Origin of the sequence: Zunongwangia endophytica (genome assembly GCF_030409505.1) — a bacterium.
Taxonomy (GTDB): domain Bacteria; phylum Bacteroidota; class Bacteroidia; order Flavobacteriales; family Flavobacteriaceae; genus Zunongwangia; species Zunongwangia endophytica.
In genome coordinates this window covers 2,182,269-2,202,566 of record NZ_JAUFPZ010000002.1, presented here as the reverse complement: position 1 = coordinate 2,202,566, position 20,298 = coordinate 2,182,269, and the positions used below count along the sequence as shown (strand labels likewise).

Here is a 20,298-nt window from a genome sequence, read left to right as displayed (position 1 = left end):
TACTTACTACATGTAACACCGCTTCACCCTATGATATTCAATAATTTTGAAAATTTGTAAAGAGATGATATTCAAGATGGAAAAATGTTTTAGCAAAGAAGATAAAGTAACCCATTTCGGAATTATCAATCATCGTATGATTTTGATAACAAATTGACAAAATAATATTAATATACTAACCACTATACTTATAAATTTGAATTCTATATTCTACATACCATTTTTTGAAGAATACTTAAATTTTTCTACGAAAAGGTTGTAGTAATTTAAATACTTACAAATTTAAATTAGATCAAATGAAAGAATTAAAGAAAGGCTTGTGGATTCCTTTTTTACTATTGGCTACTTTAACTGTTTTTGGTCAGCAAAAGACCATAGAAGGTACGGTAAGAGATTCGGATAATATTCCGCTACCCGGTGTATCGGTAATAGAGAAAGGAACCAATAATGGTGTAATTACCAATTTTGACGGTAATTATAGTATTGATGTTAGTGAAGGAGCTACCATTTTATTTAGCTATGTGGGCTATAACTCTAAGGAATTTAGCGTTTCAGGTAAATCTAATATCGATTTAATATTAGAGGAAAATATTGAAGGCTTGGGAGAAGTAGTGCTTATAGGTTATGGATCTCAAAGAAAGGAACAGATTAATAGCGCGGTGTCGGTAGTCGATATGGAAAATATTAGAGACCAACCTCAGGCAACCGTAGATCAAATGTTACAAGGCCAGGCGGCCGGAGTTACCGTAACTAATGATTCAGGGAAACCGGGAGCGGCGGTTTCAGTAAAAATTAGAGGAGCAACATCTTTAACCGGAAGTAATGAGCCGTTGTATATTATAGATGGTATACCGGTTTCGGGAGATGCGCGTAATACTGCGACTAGTGGAAGACCAATAGCAGGAGGAAATTTTGCTGGTGATGGGGAAACTACAGTAAACCCATTGGCATCGATCAATCCTAGTGATATCGAGAGTGTAACTGTTCTAAAGGATGCCTCGGCTACTGCGATTTATGGTTCTCGCGGGGCTAATGGTGTTGTTTTAATTACTACAAAATCTGGTAAAAGTGAGATAGGGAAAATTACTTATGATTCTTATATCGCATTTAGATCACAATCTAAACTTTTGGATGTGATGAATCTTAGACAATATGCTACGCAGCAAAATGCATTAGCAGATATTTATGGACTAGAAACGAGAATAGAATTTCAAAATCCAGACTTACTAGGAGAGGGGACCGATTGGCAGGAAAAGTTATTTAAAACAGCCGCTACAAAAAATCATCAGTTATCATTTTCGGGAAGAAAGAAAGATTTTACGTATTACCTTTCAGGTGGTTACTACGATCAAGAAGGTACTATCGAAGGCTCTAGTTTAAAGCGCTATACGTTTAGAACAAATTTAGATGGTAATGTGAGAGATTGGTTGCGAGTAGGAGCTAATTTATCTACATCTGTAACTGATGAAAATTTGGTGTTTAACTCGAGTAGTAATGGTATTATAAATTACTCTGTACTGTCTGCTCCAGATTTAGCGGCGTATACTGGTGATGGAGAATTCCAGGTTCAGGAAAATAACGACTTAAATATCTTTTTCAACAATCCTTTAGGAATGGCATTGTCGATTGATACCGATCTTATCCGTAAAAGCTTTTTAGGGAATACCTATTTAGAAGCTGATATTATCGACGGTTTAAAGTATCGATTAGAGTTTGGTGCAAATACAGAATTTAGTGAATTCGACAAGTATACACCTAAAGCAGAATTTTTAAATACTGAAGAGGCTGTTCTTAATGTAAGAAGACAAAATTGGTATAGCTGGAACTTGAAGAATTTATTAACCTATAATAAGAGTTTCGGGAAACACAACCTGAATGTGTTATTAGGACACGAATCTTCAGAAAATGTATGGTCGGGAGTTGTTTCTCAAGGGAATGGCTTTGTAAGCGATCAAATTAGAGCATTAAATGTTGCAGATGTCACTACTTCTACAGATTATAAAGGGAGTGCTGCTTTACTTTCATTCTTTGGTCGTGTAATGTACGATTTCAATAATAAGTATAGTATTAGTGCGACCTATAGAGCTGATGGTTCTTCAAAATTTGCTGAAGGAAATAGATGGGGATACTTCCCAGGAGTTTCCGGATCCTGGAGAATATCTTCAGAATCTTTTATGGATGATCTAGAATTTTTAAGTGATCTAAGATTCCGTGCAGGTTATGGCGAAACTGGTAATCAAAATATCGGGAATTATACTTACGGTAGTGCACTATCTTCTTTTAATTCTTTAGACGGAGTTGGATTTTTAGTGGCTAATCTAGGTAACCCAGATTTAAAGTGGGAGTCTATGAAGCAAACCAACTTTGGTTTGGATATGGCATTTTTTTCGAATAGACTTCAGCTAACGGTAGAGCGTTATAATAAAGCTTCAAAGGACTTTTTATATACCATTCCGTTACCGGCTTATTTAACAGGTGATCAAGGTTACGAAGGTGGTGTTAACAATCCTACGGTTAATGTTGGTGAGATGGAAAATATTGGGTGGGATTTTTCTTTAAAGTATAACACAGCTGGCGATAATGATTTCTCTTGGAATACTTCTTTAATCGTATCTCAATATAATAATGAATTGACCCAGATAAACGAGAGTCTTAATTTGATTCAGGAAATTGCAGATTTAAATTACAATGATTTAACGGTAACCAATTCAGTAATAGGAAAGCCAATTGGTCAGTTCTATGGCCTAGAAGCTGATGGATTAATCACAGCAGAAGAACTTGGGAATGTAGGAATGTACTTTGGTGAAACCCCCGAAGTTGGCGATGTTAGATATGTGGATATTAACAATGATGGTAACATATCTGAGGATGATTTTACATTTATAGGAAATCCGCATCCAGACTTTACTTTTGGCTTTACTAATAATTTTGAATACAAGGGAATCACACTGTCTGTATTTTTACAAGGTTCTTACGGAAATGATCTACTTAACTTAACCAGAAAGTACGGAACTTTTAATGCAAATCTTTACATTAATCAGCTAGCAGAAGCAGGTGATTTTTGGACACAAGAAAATACTGATGCTAGTTTACCACGGCCTCAGTTAGCAGATCATGATAACAACCGATTGTCTTCACGTTTTGTAGAAGATGGTTCTTATCTAAGATTACAAAATGTAACGCTAGGGTACAATTTACCTACAGATGCGATCTCTCAAGTCAACTTATCTAGATTAAGAATTTATGTAGGTGCCCAAAACCTATATACGCTTACAGATTACAGTGGATATGATCCAGAGGTTGGATCGATAAATCAAAATTCATTACTAATGGGAATCGATAATGGTCGATATCCTTCACCGGTAACTTATACCATGGGACTAAATCTTGAATTCTAATTTAATAAAACATGATACAATTTTTATATAACTTCCGTAGACTTGCTTTAGGCTTGGTTTTATTAGCTAGTATCTCTTCTTGTAGCGACTTTTTAGAGCGACCACCAGAAGATAATTATTCAGATAATGATTTTTATTATACTAACGATCAGGTAAATTCTCGAATTGCACCTTTATATTATAAGCCGTGGTGGAACATGTTTAGTACCTCTTTCTGGCCAATGACAGAAACAATTTCAGGGAATATGTTTAACTATACGCATTTATCCTTTACTCAGTTCACGGTAACATCGTCTAATCCCATGTTAGAAAACACGTGGGGTAGTTTATATTCTGTAGTCGCACAATCTAACGAACTTATCAATAATTTAGACGATCGGGTTGGTGGCGATGTAGATCAGGAAACCATAGATATTGTAAAAGGTGAAGCCTATTTTCTAAGAGCAGTGGCTTATTTCTATCTTGTTAGATTTTGGGAAGAAGTTCCGATAATAGAAAATACGTATGATTATATCTATAGCCCACAAGTTCCTAAGAATCCAGAACAAGATATTTACCGATTTATAGAAAGTGATTTAACTATGGCGATAGATTTGCTGCCTGAAAAAATTAGAGGTGCAGATTATGCCAGTAATAAGAGAGTTTCAGTTGGTTCTGCGAAGGCAGTACTTGCAAAAGTGTATTTATCTCAGGAGAAATTTGCTGAAGCTAAAAATTTATCAGCTGAGGTAATTAACTCTGGAGAATTTCAGCTTTTAGATAATTATGCCGACTTATTTTTAACTGAAAATAATAATAACGAAGAATCGATTTTCGCTATACAATGGACGATTTCGACAGATTATGGATCTGGTAACCAAAGTAATATTGCTAATTCTGCCGGTGGTTATGGCCTTGGTAATATAGGGGATTGGAATGTTTTTGGACCGTCGCAGGATATCCTGGATATTTACCCTGGCGGTGATCAACGAGAGGTAGAAAATATTATGATTCCCGGCTATACTTACGACAACCTTTATACTTCTTCGGGAGAACAGTTTACCGTTCCAGAAGATATTGATGCAGCATCATCTGGTTCTGCAATAAAAAAGTATGTGGTAGGCGGAGACGATCCTTATGATAACTGGGGAATGACGGCTAATAATACGTACATCATGCGATATGCAGATTTGCTTATGCTTTATGCGGAAGCTACTATGGGAGGAACAGGAACTACTTCAGATGCTACGGCACTCATGTATTTTAATAGAATAAGAGAAAGAGCTGGATTAGTGGAATTGCCTAGTATTACTAACGAAACATTATTGGAAGAACGTAGAAGAGAATTTGCTTTCGAAGGAGAATATTGGTTCGATATTAAGCGATTATTATCTACCAACGATGCAGTGGAATATTTAAGTTCTCAAAATAGAGGAGATCAAAACTTTGATCAATTTTACACGGCTACAGCAGAAGATTTAATTTATCCGATACCAGCAAACGAATCGGCGTCAAACCCATTACTGTTAGAAGAAGCAGTACCATATGATTTTGAGGATTAATGCAATAATTTTAAAACGAATCAAAATGAAAAATATAAACAATAGTATCAAATATGGTGTTATGGTGATTTGTTTATCACTAAGCATACTGTTTACATCCTGTGACGATAATGACGATTTAGTTACAGCGCCAGAAATAGAAAGTATAAGTCTTGCTGCAAACGATTCTGTCGTGATGGGTGGGATGCGTCAAAATATGTATATTCTTAGAGGAAGTGGATTTAGTTCTTTGCAAAAGATATATTTCAATGATTATGATACTTATTATAATCCAACCTTAGTAACCGATGAGGTTATTTTTGTAACGATAGATGCAAACACGCCGTACGATCAGCCTTCAGAAATGTTGAGACTTGTGACCAGTACAGCTGAATTAGAATATGAGTTTGATATTTTGCAGCCGGCACCGGGGATTACATCTTTTAGTCCTAAAACAGGAGATGTAGGAACGCAGGTAACTATTGTAGGAACTGTTTTTGTAAATTTAGAAAGCGTTTATTTTGGTGAAAATCAAGCGACGATTATATCCAATACTGATACCGAAATTGTGGTTGAAGCTCCAGCAGTTTCTGCGCCATCGCCAATTATAATTACTACAGCTGGTGGAACTACAGAATCTGAGAAGTTATTCGGAGGCTTGTTATTTAAATTATATGATGAACAGTTAAATCCAGATTGGTGGATTGGTGGCTGGGGTGTTACCAACGATTTTGCTAATACCGAGAATGTACTTACAGGAGAAGTTTCTTTAAAAGTTGAAATTAATGCATGGTCTGGTTTTCAGATTGGGAATGGTGGAGCTCCTGTTTTAGCAGCCGACTATAATACATTACAATTCGAAATTTATCCGGAGAATGACGGTAACATTATGGTGGTGTCTAATGGAGATTTTGATAATGGTTATCTTGTTTCTGTTACAGGTGGAGAGTGGCAAACTGTATCCATACCGGTAGCCGATTTAAGCCTTGCAGGGCTGGAGTCTTTAGATAGCGTTATTCTGCAAGAATTTAATGGTACAGGTAATGTTTATTATATCGATGATTTTGGTTTACTGTAAGAGTTTATCAGCGACTTTTAAAAACAATTAATAAATTTTAGAATTTGATAATCAAGATGATTAATAAACTAATATTAGCTATAATATGTTTATGTTTTACTGGACCTAATATTCAGGCTCAAAAATTTGATAATCTTGCTGAGACACCCCCTATGGGGTGGAACAGCTGGAATACTTTTGAAACTAATATCAATGAGCAGTTAGTAAAAGATATTGCAGATAAATTTGTAGAATTAGGGCTTAAGGATGCAGGTTATGAATATATAGTTCTTGATGACGGGTGGATGTCCAGAGAAAGAGATGAAGAAGGAAATCTTGTTCCCGATCCTGAAAAATTCCCGAATGGGATGAAAGCTGTGGCAGACTATGTGCATGCTAAAGGCTTAAAATTTGGACTCTACAATTGTGCCGGAGGAAAAACATGTGCAGGATATCCCGGTAGTAGAGGGCATCAATATCAAGATGCTAAATTATATGCCTCTTGGGGAGTAGATTTCTTAAAATACGATTGGTGCGATACCGGAAAATTAAATGCAAAGGAATCTTACATAACGATGAGAGATGCTCTTTATGAAGCAGGCCGTCCAGTTGTATTTAGTATATGTGAATGGGGAGATAACGATCCCTGGGAATGGGCAGAAGATGTAGGACATATGTGGCGAGTTACCGGCGATATTATTAATTGTTGGGACTGCGAAGTAGGCCATGGATCCTGGGCATCTTTCGGGATCTGGAAAGTAATAGAATTAAGAAGTAAGGAGAAAACAAGAGAAGTAGCAGGGCCAGGACATTGGAATGATTATGACATGATGGAAGTTGGTAATGGAATGACAGATGCCGAGGATCGTAGCCATTTTGCAATGTGGAGCATGCTTAATTCACCTTTAATAATGGGGAATGATCTTAGAAAGGCAACTAAGGAAACCCTTAAAACACTTACTAATAAAGAAGTAATAGGTGTAAATAAAGATCCTTTAGCAGTACCTGCTTTTCGATTTAATAATGAAAATAATATAGAGATTTGGGCGAAACCTTTAGAAAATGATGCTTGGGCGCTTGTTTTTATTAATCGTAACGATGAAGCGGTTAGCATAGATTTCGACTGGAAGAAACATCAATTGGCAGACGATTTAAGTCAGCAGTACTTCAAGCCTTTAGATAAAGATTATGAGATTAGAGATCTGTTTCAGCATAAAAATATGGGAAATACCAGTAAGAATTTAAAAGCATTAATTGGTGTACACGATGTTTTGATGGTTACTTTAACTCCAAATTCGTAAATTCTGATATGAATTTTAAATTTTGTCTTTTTGCTATTTTGATGTTGGTGTGTTTTGACCTATCGGCACAAAAGGCTATGGATCGTTTGAAAGTAGATCACAATGAATTTGTAAATGCAAAAGCAGAAGTTTTAGTATTTAGAGGCGTAAATACGAGCGATCCAGACAAATTGGTGAATGACGATTTATGGAGCGAGGATTATTTTAAAGAAATAAAGAATTGGGGAGCAACAATAGTACGATTTCCAATTCATCCTGAAGCATGGCGAGAAAGAGGAGAGAAGGAATATTTGAAAATTCTAGATCAGGGTATTGAATGGGCTAATAAATATGATTTATATGTGATTTTGGATTGGCACAGTATCGGTAATCTTAAAACCGAGCGTTATTTGGCAGATATGTATTTTACTACGTTGCAAGAGACGCTTGCTTTCTGGAAACTGATGGCTCAGCATTACGGCGATAATACAACCGTTGCTTTTTACGAGCTTTTCAATGAGCCAACCACCTATAATAATAAGTTTGGTAAAATTTCCTGGAAAGAGTGGAAAGAGATTATGGAACAGCTTATAACAGCAATTCGTTCTAACGGAGGTAAAGGTATTCCGCTAGTTGCAGGGTTTAACTGGGCCTACGATTTAAATCCTATTAAAAAAAATCCCATCAATGCGGCTAATATTGGTTACGTGGCTCATCCTTACCCGCAAAAACGGAAAAATCCTTGGGAGAAAAAATGGACGAATGATTGGGGTTTCGCAAAAGAAAAATATCCCGTTATTTTAACCGAAATTGGATTTTGTGATGCGTCCTCACCCGGTGCCCACGAGCCTGTCATTGGTGATGAGGAATATGGGGATGCAATAACTAATTATTCAGATAAAAATAATATCTCATACCTGGTTTGGGTTTTCGATAAAGATTGGTCACCAAGAATGTACAAGGATAGAAATTTTACGCCAAGCCGTCAAGGACGATATTTCAAAAAAAAGATGCTTAGTTATTAAGAATTTGAATTTACAAAATAGAAGAAAACAATCGATTAACGACTGATTGTATTTTGTCAATTTTAGAATCGAAATTGTCAATTTAAAGGACTCTTTTTATTCCGCTAAATTCTTCTCTGTATTTACTTGGAGTACATTTTTTACTGTTTTTAAATACTCTGTTGAAGTTGGCGATATTATTGAATCCACATTTAAAAGCAATTTCTGCGATGCTCAAATCTTTTTCAATTAACCATCTGGCAGCATAACCGATTCGAGTATCATTAACGTACTCTACCAGGGTTTTTCCTGTTCTTTTTTTGATGAATCGATTAAAAGAAACCTGACTCATATTTACCAGATCAGCTACTTCTTTTAAACTTATTTTTTGATGGTAGTTAAGCTGAACGTACTCGTAGATTATTTTAATTTTATCGCTGTTTTCAAAATTTTTAAAGTCGGACGTATAAGTAGAAAGTAGCTTTTGATTTCTTGAACTTGCTAAATCATGTAGGATAGAGATTAGTTCTAGAAAGTAATCTATGCTGTCTATTTTTGATAAACTCATGATGCGAGGAGCAATTTCATCTGATATTTTTTTTGAAAATAAAATACCATGTGCCGATCGCTCGAACATATCTTTTATAGGTTTCATAATACGCCTATCCAAAAGTTTAGTGTCAAATAAATCATTATGAAATTGAATTGTTATCTCGTGAATTTTAGTGCTTTTACAATTGTGAAGCTCCCACCCGTGTTGAAGATTTGGTCCTACAAGAACCAGTTCAATATCGTCAATTTCTTCCATAGAATCACCTACCACGCGTCGAACTCCCTTTCCATTCAGCAGAAAATTCAATTCGTATTCCGGGTGAAAATGAATAGGAAAATCAAATTCATCTTTAATTCTGTCAAACACCAAAAAGCTATCTTCTGGAGCAAGAGGTGTGATCTCGCGATGTACATTTGTTTGTATCATATTGGATAAAAAGAAAAAAATCAATTATTAAATGATAAAATTATATTAATAGAGGATTACTTCCTCTGCTAAATTTGAGAATTGATAATTTATCATGCTAATTGAGAATGAATTATTAAAATAACGCAGCAAACATTATATATTTAAAATCGTGTCTAATATACAGTTAGCATAGAAAATAAAAAATTTAAATGAAATATTTTGTCAGAATACTAATACTATTTAATCTAATTTTTGTTGCTTCCTGTGGTTCATTACCTCGTCAATCAAATACTATTCTTGCAGATCGCGAAGCTAATCCTAATGTGGTAGCATTACGAAAACGTTTGTTGGAAATAGCAAAAGAAGGTATAGCCTTTGGTCAACAGGACGCAACTGCGTATGGATTAGACTGGTATTTACAAGATCAACCTGAAGTTCTGACGAGTGACGTAAAGAAAGTCGTGAACAAACAGCCAGCTTTGCTAGGTTTTGATCTTGGTCATATGGAATTAGGAAATACTTACAATCTCGATACAGTGCCTTTTGCTTTGATGAAGCAACATACGCAGAAAATATACGAAAAAGGAGGTCTCATTACTTTTAGCTGGCATTTAAATAATCCGGTTAGCGGCGGAAGTTCTTGGGATACAACTTCAGCTGTCACTGAAATATTAAAAGATGGACCCGTAAATCAAAAATATGAGGATTGGGTAAAGAAAATTAGTATGTTTTTTAAGTCATTAAAAGACGAAGAAGGAAAACAAATCCCTGTAATATTTAGACCACTTCACGAAATGAACGGGGCCTGGTTTTGGTGGGGAAAAGGACGTTGCACTCCAGAGGAATACAAGAAATTGTGGATAAAGACACAAGAGTTATTATTAGCAAACGATGTGCATAACTTACTATACGCCTACTCTCCAAATATAATGTCTTCTTCTGAAGATTTTGAAATGTTTTATCCTGGCGATGATTACGTAGATATTCTGGGTGTAGATATTTACAACCATAGCGGTGATCCAGAGTTTATGAAAGCCGTTAGTAGTAATCTTAAGATACTGAAGGAGAAAAGTAGTGGCAAAAATATGCCTTTTGCGTTATCTGAAACTGGAAACTTCAGCATGGCTGCTAATCCTGAATGGTGGACAGAGGTGCTTTATTCAACTATCCAAAATAGCGGAATATCCTGGGTAATGGTTTGGAGAAATGCTAGAAAAGATCACTACTTCAGTACATATCCTTCTGAGGTTACAGAAAATGACTTTATGCAATTTGAGCAAAAAGAAGATATCCTTTTTCTTCCAGAGCTTAAATCAATACACAACTAACTAAACTTTATGTTACAATTAATAGACGTACTTATAATTCTAGCCTATTTGGTAGGAACCATTGTTATTGGTCTAGCCGCTAGAAAACAGGCTCAAAAAAGTAAAGACGATTACTTAATGGGAGGTAAGTCGCTTCCTTGGTATATGTTAGGTTTATCGAACGCATCTGGGATGTTTGATATTTCAGGGACTATGTGGCTGGTGACCCTAACTTTTGTCTATGGTTTTAAGAGTATCTGGATTCCGTGGTTATGGCCTGTTTTTAATCAGGTATTTTTAATGGTTTACTTATCTGTATGGTTACGTCGATCTAATGTGACTACCGGTGCCGAGTGGATTTTATTCCGATTCGATAGCGGGAAAGGTGGCCGTAGATCCCATACCATCATTGTGATATTTGCTATACTTAGTTGTTTGGGTTTTCTGGCTTACGGTTTTATAGGTTTAGGGAAGTTTGTAGAGATATTTATTCCTTGGGAGTTGATCTCTCCGTTTATTCCTTTTGATGTTGCACCAGCTTATATTCCACATTTCTACGGAATAATCTTTACGCTTTTTGCTGTTTTTTATTCGGTATTGGGAGGAATGTCGGGTATCGTATGGACAGATGTTTTACAATACGGAATTATGACGATTTCCTCGATAGCTATAGCGGTTATTGCATGGCAGGCATTTGGAGAGAATACTTTAAACGTTCCTGATGATTGGATGAATCCCTTTTTCGGCTGGGAACTCGATATGGATTGGACAGGTATTATTGATGAAGTAAATACTAAAATAGCCGAAGATGGGTATACGCTGTTTGGTCTGTTTTTTATGTTGATGGTATTTAAAGGAATCTTATCGAGTATTGCAGGTCCTGCTCCTAACTATGATATGCAGAAAATACTTTCTACTAAATCTCCTTTAGAGGCAGCAAAAATGAGTGCCTTTTCTTTAGGAGCCTTAATTCCAACACGATATTTGATGGTTGGTGGTTTTTCGATCTTAGCAGTTCTTTTTTACGATCAATTAGATTTAAAAACAGCCGGAGTGCTGGATTTCGAAAAAGTTTTACCTGCAGCGATAGAGCAATTTGTACCGGTAGGTCTTCTAGGATTACTATTAGCAGGTCTACTTGCAGCCTTCATGTCTACGTTTGCAGGTACACTAAATGCAGCCCAGGCTTATTTGGTAAACGATATTTATCTAAAATATAAAGAGCCAGATGCTTCTTCAAAGAAAATAAAGAAAATGAATTACCTAAGTGGTATCGTAGTGGTTCTAATTAGTATTGTACTTGGGTTTTTTGTACAAGATGTAAATTCAATATTACAATGGATAGTTTCTGCACTTTATGGTAGCTATGTAGTATCAAACGTATTAAAATGGCACTGGTGGCGTTTTAACGGCGAAGGATATTTTTGGGGAATGTTATCTGGGATTTTACCGGCATTAATATTTCCAATATTTACCGATACGCTAGATTTATATTATTTCCCAATCATTCTTTTAATTTCCATTGTTGGTGCTATTGTAGGAACGTATTCTGCGCCTCCTACTAATGAAGCAGTTTTAATGGATTTCTATAAAAAAACCAATCCTTGGGGATTTTGGAAACAAATTGCCGATAAAGTGGCGTTGGCCGATAACAGCTTTAAAAAGAATAAAGGCTTTTCCAGAGATATGTTTAATGTAGTGATAGGAACCTTTGCTCAGACTTTAATGGTTATCATTCCTATTTACATCATTATTAGAGAATATTCATTAGTGCTCTATTGTTCCATAGCTTTATGTATTGCGATAGTGATCTTAAAATTTAATTGGTGGGATAGAGTAAAAAAAGATAATACCCAAATAAGTTAAAAATTCAAGCCAATGAAACCTTCAGTAGATATAAAAAATAATTCAATGAAAACGATCCCCAATTTTGCTCAGCTAGAGGCAAATCATCGTAAACTGATTGAAAAAACTAATAAACCATTATCACTGTTTAATGGAATATATCAGCGTTACGAAAATCCTGTCGTAACAAATGCTCATGCGCCTTTAGAGTGGCGTTATGATCTAAATCCAGAGACTAATCCTAACGGTCTGGAAAGAATTGGGATTAATGCTACCTTTAATCCGGGAGCTATTAAATGGAACGGTAAGTATCTTTTAGCAGTACGTGTAGAAGGAAACGATCGAAAATCGTTTTTTGGAATTGCAGAAAGTCCTAACGGAATCGACAATTTTGAATTTTGGGAGAAGCCTATAGCCTTACCGCAATATGGAGAGCCAGATACCAACGTGTACGATATGCGATTAACAGAACATGAAGATGGTTGGATCTATGGTATTTTCTGTACAGAACGAAAAGATAAAGAGCGTTTAGAAGATACTACTGCAGCAGTTGCTAATGCCGGGATTGTTCGAACTAAAGATCTACAGAATTGGGAGCGTTTACCCGATTTAATATCCAATTCGGGGCAACAACGAAATGTTTTGATGCATCCAGAATTTGTCGATGGAAAGTATGCTTTATATACGCGCCCACAAGACGGATTTATCGAAGTAGGTAAAGGCGGCGGAATTGGTTTAGGGTATATTAAAGATATGGCTAATCCTGTGTTAGAAGATGAAACCATTATCAATCATAAAGCCTATCATACTATTTATGAAATGAAAAATGGTCAAGGACCTGCACCTATAAAAACAGAAGAAGGTTGGCTGCATTTAGCGCATGGCGTTCGGAATACAGCAGGAGGTTTACGCTATACGCTATATATGTTTATGACCGATTTAAATGATCTTTCAAAAGTGATTTATCAGCCCGCAGGGTATTTTATGGCTCCAAATTACGAGGAAACTGTAGGGGATGTTCCTAATGTTTTATTTGTAAACGGATGGATTAAAGATGAAGATGGAAAAGTATTTATTTACTATGCTTCTTCAGATACTCGTTGCCATGTTGCGGTTAGCTCGGTAGATCGTTTGGTAGATTATGCAAAAAATACACCAAAAGATAATTTTACTTCAGCGAGTTCAGTAAACGAAATTATCGATTTGGTAGATCGAAATAAAGCCTATGGAAATTCAAAAAGCTAATTTTAAAAAAGAATTATATCAGGAGTTAGAAACCATTGTCCAGTATTGGCAAAAAAACAGTATTGATGCTGATTTTGGCGGATTTATAGGAAGAAGAGATCACTTCAATAAACCAGATTTTAAAGCCGATAAAGGGGTTATTTTGAATACGCGTTTGTTATGGACGTTTTCGAAAATAGCTAATTTCAATAAAGATTTTAATACTGAAAAAGAAGCCAATCGTGCTTTTCAATATCTGAAAAAATATTTTAGAGATGCTGAATTTGGTGGCGTTTTTTGGGTACTCGATTATCTGGGAAATCCTGTAAATCGTAGAAAACAAATTTACGCGCAGGCTTTTTTAATTTATGCGTTAGCCGAATATTATAAGCTTTCGAAAAATGAAGAAGCACTTAATTGGGCTTTAGAAGTTTTCGGATTGATAGAAAAGCATGCCAAGGAAGCTGAATTTGGCGGTTATATTGAAGCTTTTAATCAGGATTGGTCACCAATCGACGATATGCGACTTAGCGAGAAAGATCTAAATGCTTCTAAAACCATGAATACGCATCTTCATATTCTAGAAGCCTATACAACTTTAGCTGAGGTTACTAATTCTGAAAAAGTAAAAGCTGCTTTAGAAAATCTAGTAACGCTTCATCTTGATAAATTTTTTGATGCTGAAATTGGCCATTTTCAATTGTTTTTTGATACAGAATGGAAAGTGCAAACACATTTAGTTTCCTACGGCCACGATATTGAAGCTGCATGGTTATTACTAGCAGCAGCACACCAAGTAAATAATCCAACGCTTACTAAGAAGGTAGAAAAAGCAGCGCTTTATATTTCCGAAGTATTTTTAAAAGAAGCTTACGAGAAATCTGCCGGTATTATTAATGAAAAAGACTTAGATACCAATCATGTAGATACCGATAGACATTGGTGGCCACAAGCAGAAGCGATGGTTGGTTTGGCGTATGCAAATAGTATTCAGTATTCTAAAGAATATGAAGCAAGTATATACGATATCTGGAATTTCACCAAAGAATATATTATTGATAAAGAACATGGCGAATGGCATTTCAGAATCGATAAAAATTTCAAGGCTCATGAAGATGAAAACCGATTAGGAATGTGGAAATGCCCGTATCACAATAGCCGAGCGCTAATAGAGCTCATAGAAAAAATTTAAAACTTGTTGAATCAGCCTAACTAAAATTAAAATGATAAAAAGACTATTTTCAGTAATTATACTTTGCATTCTTTGTTATTCATGTCAAAGTGTAAAACCAATTACCGTTAAAGACGGTCAATTTTATAAAGGAAAACAACCTTATTATTTTGTAGGTGCTAATTATTGGTACGGGCCATTAATTGCAGCGCCTAATATTGGCGATCGAGAACGGTTAATTAAGGAACTCGATATGCTTGATAGTTTGGGAGTCGATAATTTAAGAATTCTAGTAGGAGGCGAAGGCGGTATCGAAGATTCTCAGGTAAATCCTGCGTTACAATACGAGCAGGGAAAATACAATCAAGATTTGTTAGAAGGGCTCGATTTTTTAATGAACGAAATGCGTAAACGTAATATGTACGCTGTTTTGTATCTTAACAATAACTGGATCTGGTCTGGCGGAATGTCTACCTATTTGCGTTGGAATGGTTATGGGGATGTACCTAATCCATTTTTAGAAGAATATACATGGCCTCAATATTTTGAGTATACGCAACAATTCCATACGTGCGAACCTTGTCAGGAGGCTTTCAAAAAACATATTAAATTTATAATGACAAGAACCAATTCGGTTAACGGAATGGTGTACACCGATGATAATACAATTATGTCTTGGCAAGTAGCTAACGAACCAAGAATTTTTTCTGAAGAAGATAGAAAGCCATTTGCATCGTGGTTAGCAGAAACGGTAACCTATATGGATTCTTTAGATCCTAACACACTAATTTCTACCGGTGCTGAAGGGAAAGCAAGCTATTTACAAGATTTAGATACGTATAAAAATTTACATGCTACCGATAAAATAGATTATCTAACCGCACACATGTGGCCAAAAAACTGGGGTTGGTATGATAAAAATAACGAAGCAGCTACTTTACAAACATCTATCAAAAATGCTCATAATTATATCGAGGAGCATATTGAAGTAGCTAAGGCTTTACATAAGCCATTAGTACTTTCAGAATTTGGATTTCCTAGAGATGGAGAAAGCTTAGAGCGTGGTTCTCCGGTAACCTATAGAAATCAATTTTATACTTCGATATTAGAAGAATTAAAGACAAGTTTTGAAAATCAGAATGTATTAAGCGGACTTAATTTTTGGGGTTTTGCCGGAATTGCAAAAACAAACCCAAATCAGCCAAAATGGAAAACCGGAGACGATTTTACTGCAGATCCGCCACAAGAGCCACAAGGATTAAATTCCATCTTTGCTGAAGATACATCAACGCTGCAGCTAATGAAAACTTATAACAGTATACTTTCTAACGACTAGTTTATGAAACTCAAAAGAATAACAACGCCCATTCTTATAGCTGCCATAAGCTTAACTGCAAATGCACAAACTTCTTCATCTATGAAACTTTCTGAAGCAGAAATTACAACAAAAGTAGATTCGTTACTTAAACTAATGACTCTTGAAGAAAAAGTAGGTCAGACTGTACAGTATAACGGTTTTTGGGATGTTACCGGGCCGGCACCAAATGGAGCTAACGAAGCTAAGAAATACGACGATTTAAAAAACGGAAGAGTAGGTTCCATGCTAAGTGTTCGTGGTGTTAAAGAAGTGCGTGCGGTACAAAAGATTGCAGTTGAAGAAAGTAGATTGGGAATTCCCTTAATTATTGGTTTCGACGTAATTCATGGGTATAAAACTTTAAGTCCGATTCCTCTGGCAGAAGCAGCTAGTTGGGATTTAGAAGCCATAAAAAAGTCGGCTCAAGTTGCCGCTTCAGAAGCAGCAGCATCAGGAATAAACTGGACATTTGCTCCGATGGTAGATATTTCTAGAGATCCGCGTTGGGGAAGAGTAATGGAAGGCGGCGGAGAAGATCCGTATTTAGGAAGTAAAATCGCTGTTGCTCGAGTAACAGGATTTCAGGGAGAAGACCTTACCGACCCGTTAACTATAGCAGCTTGTGCGAAACACTTTGCAGGATACGGATTTGCAGAAGCAGGTAGAGAATATAACAAAGCTGAATTTAGCGCAGTAACCCTTCATAATGTAGTATTGCCTCCATTTAAAGCCGCAGTAGAAGCCGGAACGAGAACTTTAATGAATGGTTTTAATGAGTGGAACGGTCTTCCAGTAACAGCAAATAAATATTTATTGCGTGATGTTTTAAAAGATAAATGGGATTTTAGCGGATTTGTAGTTTCAGATTGGGCATCTATCCAGGAAATGATCACTTGGGGATATGCTAAAGATGAAAAAGAAGCAGCGATACGTGCCATAAATGCGGGAACCGATATGGACATGGAAGGGTATGTTTACAACGAAGCGTTAGAAGAATTAGTGGAAAATGGAACTATTGATGAAGAAGTATTAAACGATGCTGTTCGCCGAATTTTAAGCGTGAAGTTTGAATTAGGATTGTTTGAAGATCCATATCGATATTGTGATGAGGAAAGAGAAAAAACAGTTATAGGTAGTAAAGAAAATCATGAAGCAGTATTAGATATGGCTAAAAAGTCGATCGTACTGCTGAAGAATGAAAAAAACTTGTTGCCACTTCAGAAGAAAAATCAGCATATAGCGATTATTGGCCCGTTGGTAGATGATGATAATAGTCCTTTAGGAAGTTGGCGTTTAGGATCTGATGATCATACTGGCGTTAGCTTTTTAGAAGGTATGCAGGCTTATAAAGGCAATAAAATATCGTATGAGAAAGGTGTAAGCTTAATTTCGAACGATCCGCAATTTACTAAAGAATTACATGTAAATACTTCAGATACCACTGGATTTTCTAAAGCTATTGAAACCGCAAAGACAGCCGATGTTGTTGTTATGGTTTTGGGAGAGCATGGTTTCCAAACCGGTGAAGGTAGAAGTAGAACAGTGCTAGAATTACCGGGTTTACAACAAGAATTATTAGAAAAAGTGTATGAGGTAAACAAAAACATCGTACTTGTTTTAAATAACGGAAGACCGCTACTACTTAATTGGGCAGCCGAAAATATTCCTGCTATAGTTGAAGCTTGGCAGCTAGGTACTGAAAGCGGAAATGCAATTGCTCAGGTATTATACGGAGACTACAACCCGAGTGGAAAACTACCAATGACTTTCCCGAGAAGTGTAGGCCAAATTCCTATTTACTATAATAAAAGAAATACAGGAAGACCCGTAGATCCGGCACCGGGACAAGAGCAAGTATTCTGGTCGAAGTATATTGATGAGGAAAACTCACCATTATATTCGTTTGGATACGGATTAAGTTATACCAGTTTTGAATACACTAATTTAAAATTGAACAAAGATTCTTTTAAAACTTCAGGAGAAATAGATGTACAGGTTACATTAAAAAATATAGGTGATGTGGCCGGTAGAGAAGTCGCACAGCTTTATATTCATGATAAATATGCAAGTATAATTAGACCAGTGAAAGAACTAAAAGGATTTCAATTAGTAGATCTGAAAAAGGGTGAATCTAAAACCATACATTTTACGTTAACCGATAAGGAGTTAGGTTTTTATGATGCTGAAGGAAATTATAAAGTAGAATCTGGTGAATTTTCAGTCTTTGTTGGCGGAAGTTCAGAAGCTTCTTTAGAGACAACATTTACTTTAGAAGATTAGCCTATAATATGTACTACATACAATTAAAAAACCTCATCTTAAGATGAGGTTTTTTGGTTTATATCAATAATCAATTGATTGTCCGCAATCAGTAATAATTGTTTTTTTTTCGTCATTTCGAATTTGATCCGGAATCTCAAATGTATTAGGTTGTTGTTGAGACCATGAATAAAGTTCAGTTTGACGAAACTTTATTCGAAGAGTGTAAATATCTCTAGATTTGTCTCGCTATTAAATTTTAAAGTTTGAAAAGGTGTTCTGCTAAAATGCTCCTTGGGCTTGCCACGGAGAAATTTACTATGATTCATTCCGGAGTTTTAAAATAATCAATGATAGATGTTTTGATGCTATTTTTTTACTGAATTAATCAATCGTCGTTTCGAAACTTGAAGCAGGTAGATCAGCTGAATTATATAAGTTAGGAACAATTGCATTTTTCCAGGCAAAGCGTACATAAGCAGGATTTTTGAAAGGAGATCTTAGAATTACTTTGTTGTTTTTAATTTTAGCTTTTACAGCTTTAAATTCTTTATTTTCTCCGGCAACTTCAAATTGTTTATCAGCATTTTTCAAATACAATCTTTCTGAATTCGAAAAGCTGATAATAATTTTATTTTTTTCAGCATGAACACTTTCAACTAACGGCCCGTAAATTTCACCAGAGAATTGATGATATTTTTCTTTTAAAGCAATATTAGCGAAACGCTCGCCAACGGGCTTTTTATTTCTTGGATGAATATCTTCTAAATTTCCTACATCTCCCGTTGCAACCATACCGGTATTCGGTAATTCTAGCACTTCTCGTTGTGTATTTCTAATCATAACTCCATCATCATTATCATCTCCGTAATTATAAGGAGCAATTTGTGCGTAATAGAACGGGAAGTTATCATCCCATTTGCTCCGCCATGATTGTATTAAGGTGCTAAACGTATTTTTATAAGAACCAGCATTAGGCGTATTGCTTTCTCCTTGATACCATAATACTCCGGCAATTTTAAAAGGAATTAATGGAGCAATCATCGCATTGTAGTTGTAAGCCGGCTCATTAGGACCCCATTTTTCTTGCGGTAATTTTGTAGCTGACGCTGTTAAAGTAGCATCTTTATCAAAAGCTTCAGAGGGAATCCAAACTTCAGCAGCAGTTCCGCCCCAATACGAACCAATTATACCAACAGGAACATCTAATTCTGTAGTTAATTTTTCAGCAAAGAAATAAGCGATAGCACTAAAATATTGCATTGTTTCCGGGCTATTTACTTGCCAGGAAGCACTAATATCAAGTTGAGGTGTTGTAGCTGTTTTTTTGGGAACTCTAAAAAAACGAATATTCTTATTAGTAGCATTTTTAATTGCCTTTTTATCGCCAATCATTCCGGCAGAAGCGCTCCATTCCATATTCGATTGTCCGGAAGCCAACCAGACTTCACCGAGCAATACATTTTTTAGATGTATATGATTATAGCCAAAAAAGTCTAAGGAAACAGGTTTTTTAGTATTAGTTGTTTTTAAGGTTAGTTTCCACTTTGCATGTCGATCTGTTGTTGTTGTAAGTGTGTCTTTAGAATTCCAAGAAGCAACTAGTTTTATTTCTTCACCGGGACTACCCCATCCCCAAATAACGACATCACTATTCCTTTGCAAAACCATGTTGTCTGAAAATATGCTGGGTAAACTAACATTGGCAATTGCATTTATGCTGAATAAAAATAAGGCTACGTAAATACTAATATTCTTCATATTACGACTAATAATTTTGAAGGAGAAATTTATTGAATTAATCTTCTAAAATAAGCTATCCAATTAAAGATGCCTACTTAGAATAGATCAATTACTTGTATTATTTTTGCAAAAGAATAGCCTTAAGTTATACAAAAGGCGAGAAGTGCTAAAT

Annotated in this window: 13 protein-coding genes; 11 read left to right on the top strand and 2 right to left on the bottom strand. The window is 35.7% G+C overall.

All coding sequences use genetic code 11. The features are described 5' to 3' along the window. The first annotated feature begins 296 nt into the window (after positions 1-296). From QWY91_RS09575 to QWY91_RS09555, 5 genes are read left to right on the top strand one after another with little or no spacing between them, the layout of a single operon-like run. A complete protein-coding gene (locus QWY91_RS09575; protein WP_290234247.1) occupies positions 297-3,398 on the top strand; it encodes a SusC/RagA family TonB-linked outer membrane protein in 3,102 nt (1,033 codons plus the stop codon). Positions 3,399-3,409: 11 nt separating this feature from the next. Further along, entirely contained in the window at positions 3,410-4,939 is a 1,530-nt protein-coding gene (locus QWY91_RS09570; RefSeq protein ID WP_290234245.1) for a RagB/SusD family nutrient uptake outer membrane protein, read from the top strand. A 25-nt stretch (positions 4,940-4,964) separates the two neighbouring features. Beyond that, positions 4,965-5,996 (top strand): IPT/TIG domain-containing protein, encoded by a 1,032-nt coding sequence (locus QWY91_RS09565; RefSeq protein ID WP_290234242.1) that lies wholly within the window; start codon positions 4,965-4,967, stop codon positions 5,994-5,996. A gap of 56 nt (positions 5,997-6,052) precedes the next feature. Continuing rightward, positions 6,053-7,276 carry a glycoside hydrolase family 27 protein gene (locus QWY91_RS09560; RefSeq protein WP_290234239.1) on the top strand — a complete coding sequence of 408 codons (1,224 nt, stop codon included), beginning with the start codon at positions 6,053-6,055 and terminating at the stop codon, positions 7,274-7,276. Between the two features lie 8 nt (positions 7,277-7,284). Next, the gene (locus QWY91_RS09555) at positions 7,285-8,280 is read left to right on the top strand and encodes a glycoside hydrolase family 5 protein (RefSeq protein ID WP_290234236.1); all 996 of its coding nucleotides are present in this window, start codon (positions 7,285-7,287) and stop codon (positions 8,278-8,280) included. An 82-nt stretch (positions 8,281-8,362) separates the two neighbouring features. Here QWY91_RS09555 and QWY91_RS09550 read toward each other — a convergent pair whose 3' ends face one another. After that, on the bottom strand, positions 8,363-9,238 hold the full coding sequence (locus QWY91_RS09550; RefSeq protein ID WP_290234234.1) for an AraC family transcriptional regulator: 876 nt from the start codon (positions 9,236-9,238) through the stop codon (positions 8,363-8,365). A gap of 191 nt (positions 9,239-9,429) precedes the next feature. On the opposite strand from QWY91_RS09550, the gene QWY91_RS09545 reads away from it, so the two are divergent. From QWY91_RS09545 to bglX, 6 genes are read left to right on the top strand one after another with little or no spacing between them, the layout of a single operon-like run. Beyond that, positions 9,430-10,548 carry a glycoside hydrolase family 26 protein gene (locus QWY91_RS09545; RefSeq protein WP_290234232.1) on the top strand — a complete coding sequence of 373 codons (1,119 nt, stop codon included), beginning with the start codon at positions 9,430-9,432 and terminating at the stop codon, positions 10,546-10,548. A gap of 9 nt (positions 10,549-10,557) precedes the next feature. Beyond that, the gene (locus QWY91_RS09540) at positions 10,558-12,393 is read left to right on the top strand and encodes a sodium:solute symporter family protein (protein WP_290234230.1); all 1,836 of its coding nucleotides are present in this window, start codon (positions 10,558-10,560) and stop codon (positions 12,391-12,393) included. 45 nt (positions 12,394-12,438) lie between these two features. Next, positions 12,439-13,617, top strand: coding sequence for a glycoside hydrolase family 130 protein (locus QWY91_RS09535; RefSeq protein WP_290234228.1), 1,179 nt, complete (start codon positions 12,439-12,441; stop codon positions 13,615-13,617). Then, positions 13,598-14,788, top strand: a complete 1,191-nt coding sequence (locus QWY91_RS09530) for an AGE family epimerase/isomerase (protein ID WP_290234227.1) — start codon at positions 13,598-13,600, stop codon at positions 14,786-14,788. Before QWY91_RS09535 ends, QWY91_RS09530 begins: the two co-directional genes overlap by 20 nt. A gap of 31 nt (positions 14,789-14,819) precedes the next feature. After that, positions 14,820-16,103, top strand: a complete 1,284-nt coding sequence (locus QWY91_RS09525; protein ID WP_290234225.1) for a glycoside hydrolase 5 family protein — start codon at positions 14,820-14,822, stop codon at positions 16,101-16,103. Positions 16,104-16,106: 3 nt separating this feature from the next. Further along, positions 16,107-18,404 (top strand): beta-glucosidase BglX, encoded by a 2,298-nt coding sequence (gene bglX, locus QWY91_RS09520; RefSeq protein WP_290234223.1) that lies wholly within the window; start codon positions 16,107-16,109, stop codon positions 18,402-18,404. Positions 18,405-18,767: 363 nt separating this feature from the next. Here the strand turns inward: bglX and QWY91_RS09515 are convergent, their stop codons facing one another. Next, on the bottom strand, positions 18,768-20,144 hold the full coding sequence (locus QWY91_RS09515) for a sialate O-acetylesterase (protein ID WP_290234222.1): 1,377 nt from the start codon (positions 20,142-20,144) through the stop codon (positions 18,768-18,770). Between the last annotated feature and the right edge of the window lie 154 nt (positions 20,145-20,298).